The organism is Bacteroidales bacterium (assembly GCA_041671145.1).
In the GTDB taxonomy this organism is placed as follows: Bacteria; Bacteroidota; Bacteroidia; order Bacteroidales; family JAHJDW01; genus JAQUPB01.
Map to the genome: position 1 here is coordinate 1 of JBAZBZ010000064.1, position 8,088 is coordinate 8,088.

7 protein-coding genes are annotated in these 8,088 nt (G+C 32.4%); 2 read left to right on the top strand and 5 right to left on the bottom strand.

Annotated elements, in window-relative coordinates:
• The first annotated feature begins 100 nt into the window (after positions 1 to 100).
• Entirely contained in the window at positions 101 to 1,054 is a 954-nt protein-coding gene (locus WC223_13440) for an NAD-dependent epimerase/dehydratase family protein (protein ID MFA6925243.1), read from the top strand.
• A 4-nt stretch (positions 1,055 to 1,058) separates the two neighbouring features.
• On the opposite strand, the gene WC223_13445 is transcribed toward WC223_13440, so the two are convergent.
• The 5 genes from WC223_13445 to WC223_13465 all read right to left on the bottom strand — a co-directional run bounded on the left by WC223_13445 (position 1,059) and on the right by WC223_13465 (position 7,087).
• Positions 1,059 to 2,303 (bottom strand): M48 family metallopeptidase, encoded by a 1,245-nt coding sequence (locus WC223_13445; GenBank protein MFA6925244.1) that lies wholly within the window; start codon positions 2,301 to 2,303, stop codon positions 1,059 to 1,061.
• Between the two features lie 164 nt (positions 2,304 to 2,467).
• On the bottom strand, positions 2,468 to 3,046 hold the full coding sequence (locus WC223_13450) for a DUF3109 family protein (GenBank protein ID MFA6925245.1): 579 nt from the start codon (positions 3,044 to 3,046) through the stop codon (positions 2,468 to 2,470).
• 100 nt (positions 3,047 to 3,146) lie between these two features.
• Entirely contained in the window at positions 3,147 to 4,364 is a 1,218-nt protein-coding gene (locus tag WC223_13455; protein MFA6925246.1) for an alanine dehydrogenase, read from the bottom strand.
• Positions 4,365 to 4,552: 188 nt separating this feature from the next.
• Complete coding sequence (locus tag WC223_13460; protein ID MFA6925247.1) at positions 4,553 to 5,029, bottom strand: hypothetical protein; 477 nt, start codon at positions 5,027 to 5,029, stop codon at positions 4,553 to 4,555.
• A gap of 138 nt (positions 5,030 to 5,167) precedes the next feature.
• Positions 5,168 to 7,087, bottom strand: a complete 1,920-nt coding sequence (locus WC223_13465; GenBank protein ID MFA6925248.1) for a T9SS type A sorting domain-containing protein — start codon at positions 7,085 to 7,087, stop codon at positions 5,168 to 5,170.
• Positions 7,088 to 7,326: 239 nt separating this feature from the next.
• Between WC223_13465 and WC223_13470 the strand changes: the two genes are divergently transcribed.
• Positions 7,327 to 7,974: a hypothetical protein gene (locus tag WC223_13470; GenBank protein ID MFA6925249.1), complete on the top strand. Its 648-nt coding sequence runs from the start codon at positions 7,327 to 7,329 to the stop codon at positions 7,972 to 7,974.
• Positions 7,975 to 8,088 lie beyond the last annotated feature (114 nt).

Consider the following 8,088-nt stretch of genomic DNA (forward strand, 5'->3'; position numbering starts at 1 on the left):
TTAAAGTTTCGGAATTTTGTTGTTCGAACGAATAAACAGAAAACTTTATTGTTTAAATAATTTGGAATTCATATCTTTGCAATCGTAAAACTGTAGTAATATGAATGGGAAAAAAATTCTGGTTACAGGTGGTGCAGGGTTTATCGGCAGTCATCTTGTGAAATACCTTGTAGAAAAAGGGAACGAAGTCATTGTTGCCGATATTTTGTTAAGAGGAAACAAAATAGATAAGAATATTTTCAAGGAAATACAGTTTTACAATGCCGATGTTAAAGACCCGAACATAATGGTTGATTTGAGCAAAGGATGTGATATAGTTTTTCATTTTGCTGCAATTTTAGGTGTTGACGTTGTTGCCGATAATCCTGTTGAAACAATGGAAACCGAAGTTATAGGAACTCAAAACATCATAAATGCTGCCTTAAAAAATAACATTCGTAAAATTATTTATGCTTCAACAAGCGGTATCTACGGACATTCGGCTATTGAAAGAAGTGTTACGGAGGATATTCAGGTTGACCCACGCACAAGTTATGCAATTGCCAAAAGATACAACGAAATATACCTGAAAGCATTATTTGAAGAAAAAGGATTACAGTCGGTTTCACTCAGGTTTTTCAATGTTTATGGAATTAATCAGGATACACGGATGGTAGTTCCGCGTTTTTTTGAACAGGCAATGAATAATAAACCAATAACGGTTTTTGGTAATGGAAAGCAAACCCGCGATTTTACATACATAGACGATACTGTTTTTGCCAGCGTTGAAATTGCAAAAGCGGTTAATGGATGTGAAATTTTTAATGTTGCTAATGAAAATGAAATAACAATCTCCGAATTAGCAAAAAAAATACTTGCAATTACAAATTCTTCGTCACAGGTATCATTTATAAATGCTCCCGAAAAACGATACGATTTCGAAGTTGAAAGAAGATTTGGCTGTTCTGATAAACTAATGAAATCTATCCAGTACAAACCAAATACAAGTTTGGAAAAAGGATTGAAAATTATTTTTGATAAAATGAAAACCCGCGAAATAATGGATTTGGAATAATATGCTAACTTTTCACAAGTTTGCCAAGTGCTTTCAATCTGTTTAACAATGTGGGGTGCGAATAATAAAAAAACACATATGCTTTGTGCGGATTAAGATTACTCAGATTATTTACCGATAATTTTTTTAATGCAGATTGAAGATATTCCGGCTTATAAGTAGTTCCGGCAAAAGCATCGGCTTTATATTCATTTCTCCTCGAAATAACATTCATCACTAAACCCATAATAGTTGATAAAGGACTGTAGAGCATGGCAAACGCAAGAATTCCGATATGAAAACTTTTTATTTCCGAACCAAGTGCCTGCGAAAGCAAAGGATTATTTATAAATAATGATAAAATAAACAGCATTATTCCGGTTTGAATAATGGAAGCAAAAATTGCAGCAAGTGTGTGTTTCTTTTTGTAATGCCCTATTTCGTGAGCAAGCACAGCAACAATTTCTTCTTTTGTCAAATCATTAATCAGAGTATCAAAAAGAACAATTCTTTTTTTTGCACCCAATCCGCTGAAATATGCATTTGCTTTTGATGAACGCTTTGAACCGTCAATTTTAAATATATTTTTTAATTGAAACCCTGTTTTATCTGCGTATTCTTCAATAGCTGTTCTTAATTCACCCTCTTCTAAAGGAGTTTGTTTGTTAAATAGCGGAACTATTATGGAAGAATAAAACATTGTCATGAATATCATAAATGCGCAAACTGCAAGCCATACATAAATCCAAAAATATTTTCCCGTACTCTCATAAAACCAAACTATCAGCGACAACAAGCCGCCGCCAATAATTGCGCCGAGAAACCATCCTTTTATTTTATCAAAAATATATGTTTTAACTGTAGTTTTATTAAATCCGAATTTTTCTTCGATAACAAAAATATTGTAGAGCGAAAATGGAGTTCCTATGATATCCGCTGCAATCCCTATTATTCCGAAAAAACCTATTGCAAGCAAAATAGGATTTTGAGTGTATTGCCTTACAAACGAATCAATAAAAGCAAAACCACCGAAAATCAGCATCAAAAGCATTAATAAAAGATTCAGAGAATCTGTAAAAATTGAAAATTTTCGTTTTACTTTATCGTAATCCTGTGATTTTTTATATTTAGCAGAATCATAAATTCCTTTTAGCTGTTCGGGCAATTCATTGCTCCAGTTCTTGCTGTTTAAATAATCAAGAATTCTTTCGAGAATAAAATCGAAAAGAAGGATTGCAATAATGATTATTAAAATAATTTTTGGAGACATAATTAATCAGTTTATAAGTTATTTATAGTTTAAAAAGTTTGTGGTTTGTAGTTTGTTGTTTCAGATAGAAGCACTTTATCATTAAGAGTATTAAAAATGAAAAATAAATCGTAAAACTTTCATAAATAAATATGGTTTTATTTAAACTACAAACAACAAATATTTTAAACGACAAACATTTTTTTATTTTTTTCAAATTCTTTTTCCAGTTCTTCAAACCACTTTTTTCCGTATTTTCTGATTAAAGGTTTTTTTAGAAATTTAAAAACAGGAATATTTAATTTTTTCCCGTTAATAAGAGCCGGTTTGCAAATATGCCATTTTTCAACATTTACCGCATCGTAATTTTTATATTTTTTAATTCTCACGGGAAACAAATGACATGAAACCGGTTTCTGAAAATTTATTTTTTTTTCTTTGTATGCCTTTTCAATTGCGCATTTTGCAATTCCATACTCAATATAAACAAAAGCACATTCTTTGCCATTAATCAATGCAGTTCCAAGTTCTCCCTTTTCATCATAACCGAAAACCCCGTTTTTCTTAATTTCCTCGATTCCCCTTTTTGTCATAAATGGCTTTACTTTTTCGAAAATATCCTGAATGACCGAAACCTCTTCTTTTTCAAGAGGAGCACCGGCTTCACCTTCTATGCAGCAAACTCCTTTACATTCACTTAAATTGCAAACAAAAAGTTTTTCAAATAAATTCAGGGAAACAACAGTATTTTCAATCGGAATCATAATATAATGGAAAGTTGAAGTTGAAAAATATAAAACTTTATTTTGTATAAAAATAAATTGTACATCGCTTCATACCTCGTAATTATTAATTATTCATTAATTAAAATGCCGCCAGTAGCAGGTTTATATCTTTGTAAGGCAGGTTATACGATTCGCCGATATTTTTATCGGTTAAAATTCCGTTATAAACATATACACCATGTCTTATACCAAGGTCGGTTTTTATAACATTGTTTATTCCGCCTTCTTCGGCAACATTGAGAATAATTGGTGTAAGTAAATTACTCAAAGCATAAGAAGCAGTGCGTGAAACACGTGAAGGAATATTGGGTACGCAATAATGAATCACATCATATTTTTCAAAAACGGGTTCGGAATGATTTGTTATTCGTGATGTTTCAAAACATCCACCTTTGTCGATACTTACATCAACAATAACCGAACCGAATTTCATTTCTTTAACCATGTCTTCGGTAACAATGCATGGTGTTCTGCCATGCTGGTCGTGTAATGCTCCGATAACAACATCTGATGCTTTCAGAGCTTTTGTCAATACTTTCGATTGAATTATAGAAGTGAAAACTTTTGCTCCCAGATTATTCTGGAGCCGCCTTAATTTATAAATATTATTATCAAAAACCTTTACGATAGCACCAAGTCCCATTGCAGCGCGGGCAGCAGATTCTCCAACTGTTCCTGCTCCGAGAATTACTACTTCGGTAGGTGTAATTCCGGCTATTCCTCCCACCATCAATCCTTTTCCTCCGTGTATGTTGCTTAAATATTCGGCAGCAATTAAAATTGATGTATTACCTGCTATTTCACTCATTGAACGAAGAAATGAAAATGAACCTTCTTTGTCCTGAATGCTCTCAAAAGCTAATGCAGTGATTTTTTTTGAAGACATTTCTTTAAAGTAATCATCGCTGAGCTTGCCGACATGAACTGCTGAAAAAATTGTTTGTTTCCCTTTCAGTATTTTTATTTCATCAACTGAAGGAGGTGTAACTTTAAGTATTATATCAGCTTTTAAAACTTCTTCTTTGGAATAGGAAATTGTTGCCCCGGCTTCACTGTATTTATTGTCGGGGAAATGAGCCGATTCGCCGGCTTTTGTTTCAACCGTAACAGAATGTCCGTTGTTAACTAGTAAACCGACTGCATCGGGAACAAGTGCCACTCTGTTTTCCTGATAAGTTGTTTCTTTTAAAATTCCAATATGTAATTGTGTATTTTGTTTTTTTACTTCGAGCATTTCTTCCTTTGGAAGTATTTTACCCGATTTCATTGAAAAAAATTCAGGATTTTGAATTGCCATAAAAAGAGTTTAAGGTTTAAAGTTCTCAGATAGTTTTAACTTTATATGCTTCATATCTTTTAATTCTGATACAAATTTAGTGAAATTTTATGTAATTAGCAAGTCAAAAATTTTATATAAAAAGAAAAAGCCAACGCAAAGTCGGCTTTACTTTGAGTATAAAAATAGTTAATTTTTAAAATTTCTGTTTACTTTTTTATTGGATTATCAGCAGGTTTATATTTACCCTGTTCGATTTCGGGGTGTCTTAATTTTTTGCCGGTATATGCTGTGTCAAGAGCAAGTACGCTTGCAAGCAATGCAAGTATAAAAACAAATATAGTAAACTTCTGGAAATGTTTTTCGGAAATATTTGAGAAATAAAGCCCCACAATTGAAATTGCTGCAACAATTGACATTACAATAAGAAAATAAAGAGCTATAGTTTCGTGTGTTTCGGTCATACCTTCATGAAAACCCGGGTAAGTGTACAAAACTTCTTCGGTGCCCTCGCCAGTAAGATAAACCGGTATAGCGAAAATGCCAATAAGAAAATAAAACCACAACGATAATTTTTTTAATTCATTACTTTTGCGTACAAAAGCAATTATATTTAAAATTACCACAAAACCAAGTCCTACAACAGGCAAATGATTTAACATTAAGTGGAAGTTTGCTATGTTCATAACATATATATTTTTACAAAAACCCTAATTTTTAACATCCTGCACTGTCAGGGTTAATGCTTATTGTACAACAATTTTCAATAAAAAACCTAACAAGTTTTTAAAGCTTGTTAGGTTTAGAATAATATTTAGAATTTTTTAATCCTTTATTAGTTTTTGAGTGTACACTTTGCCTTCTGTCTCTATTTTCACTAAATACAAACCCGTAGCAAGTTCTGAGGTATTTATCTGCTTATGATTCTGCCCTGCAACTACATTTACTTTTGATGAATAAACCTGTTGTCCCATTAAATTTATTATGCTTATATTCACTGAACCTGCTTTTTTAATACTAAATGTCAAGTTCGAATATTCTTTAGAAGGATTAGGGTATAAGCTAAAGCTATTTGGTGCTTCAACTTTTGGGATAACTTTATCAAACATATCTGCGGATGTTGCCAAATAAACTATATCGTTAGTGTAATTTAGTGTGTGTTGGTTGTTTACAGTTGGAAGCAGTGAAATTCCGGGTATGTCATCTCTCTGATAAATCATGCGTAAGCTATCGGTTGTGTTTCTTGCTACTGAAGGAAACATATAATCCGTTCCTTCATCAAACGGTGTTAGTTCAATAACATTTTCCCAACCAACTCCATTGTTCGTTGATTTCAATCCAAAAATATGCCTGTATGGAATAGTATCTGTACCACGTATAAGATATGTACTTCCAATATCATCGGCAATGGCATTAAATGCTACATATAAATTATTGCTTGCATCTATAGAAGCCGAAGGTCTAGAAGTTGCTCCAACATTTGACCACATTTCATCACTACCAGCAGTTCCCATCCAGCCGCCATGGATAACAAACTTGCCATCGCCATTTCTGTCGATAAATGAATTGTAAGGCCAGCAATAATTGGTGGTATTTAATTTCAAATCACCTGTAATAGTTGCCATATTATCTCTCCAGTAAATTATGCCGCCAATGCCTGGAAAATAGGATAGATTTGTACTTGGAGTAGTTGGTTCAAGGACTCTTGTTACGCCTCCCCATACATGAACTATATTGCTGTTATCAACTATAACTGAAAAAGCTCCGTCAAAACAAGTAGTAGTGTCAGGAATTGCAGTTGAATCAGGATTTAATGGAGCATTAGGGAAATTCCATATCATTTTATGCGTCCAATTAGTACCATTATCTGTAGATTTAAATAAAACTGCTGAGTTATGAAATCCACCTACAACAATAGCCACGGTACTTCCATTTGCGTCAATAGCATAATCTTCGGCAGTATTTGAAAAACTTTTAAATAATGTTGCATCTTCTCCCTGTATATTACCTGCTGTTGTCCAGTTTACACCACCATTAGTTGACCTTGAATATATTAAAGGGTCGTAAATTCCACTTACTTTAGTTCCGATTGGAGCTATACTGCCTATTACGTGAATGGTGTTGTTATTTGTTCCTCCAACTGCCAATCTTGGCCATAACATGGGTAAAGCCGATACAGATGCTCCTGTCCATGTACCAGTTCCTAAAACTGACCTTGTTTCTTTATTTAAATTAGTGCCATTATGAGCAATTACTATTTCACTTGCATCATTATTTAAAGCACCCCAATATGAAAAACCAACTTTCGCACTTTCAAGACGTGCCATGCTTGTAATGGGTGTTCCCACAGGGTAAGGAGCCCATCCTGATACGGGTGTGTATAAATTGTAACCAGTTCCTCTATCTGCATTACTAGAAGCACTACTAGCGGAAAATATCCATGTGGCAGCTATTTTACCATTAGATAATCTGGTAAGTTGTCTTCCCATTCCTCTGTTCGATTGCAAGTCGAATTTAGTTTGTCCTATTACAAGTTCATCGCCAAAGTCTCTGCTTCTAACTGTTTCATTTGAAGGAAGCGTTGGTCCTGTCGAAACACTTAAATCATTAGGAGCTGCAATGTAAGGGTAAGCCTGATTAAGTAAATTTTTGTTGCTAACATTTTGTGCTGATGTTACAACTTTTTGCCCAAATGAATATGTACCAATTCCAAGAGCAAGTAAGATTAGTAAAAATTTTTTCATTTTTTTCATTTTTTTAGTTTAGTTTAAGAAATATAAAAAAATTAAATTTATGTATTTGCAAATTTATATTTAAAAAAATAAAATACAAATAAATTACTCCAATTTTTTTTAAAATAAGCAAAAACAATAAATAAAATTCTTCTATTTCGTTGTTTTTCACTTTCTTGTATGTACAAATAATTAATATTAATTAATTACAAAAATATAATATCTTTGATTTTTTTTAAATATATAAAACAATGTATAAAATAATAAAATTTTTCACAGGGTTATTCCCCGAGAACATTCAAAACTGGATTCGATGTACACGCAGTCGTATATTTTATAATTTAATTATTTTTTTCTGGAAAATAAAAGGAAAATATTTGCCTCCGCCACATGAAGTAAAACAAAAAATTATTCATGATTACAGAAAAAAATTCAATTATAATATTTTAGTTGAAACAGGAACATATCGCGGAGATATGGTTTATGCCCAAAGACGTTTTTTTAAAAAAATAATTTCTGTTGAACTTTCGGAAACATTGTGGCAAAAAGCAGTTAAGAGGTTTAAGAAAAACAATAAAATAAAACTTTTTCAGGGCGACAGCGGAAAACTTATGTCTGAAATAATGAAAGAAATTGATCAACCGGCTATATTTTGGCTTGACGGACATTATTGTGCAGGTATTTCGACAAAAGGTAATACAGAATGCCCTATCTATGATGAATTGGATGCTATTTTTAAAGCTAAAAAATTCAATCATGTTTTGTTGATTGATGATGCACGCTGTTTTATAGGTAAAAACGACTACCCTACAATTGATGAATTATCGGAATATGTGAGAAAAAACAATCCTGCTTCGGAGTTTGAAGTGAAAGATGATATAATAAGAATACTTCACTAACGTCCTAACGTTTTTTTATTAAAGTTCTTTGAAATATTGGCAGATAATAGTTTCAGTTGTTTTGAATTGCTAAACGATTTGAATAGAATTCCATTTTCTAAGCTTAGTTTTGTC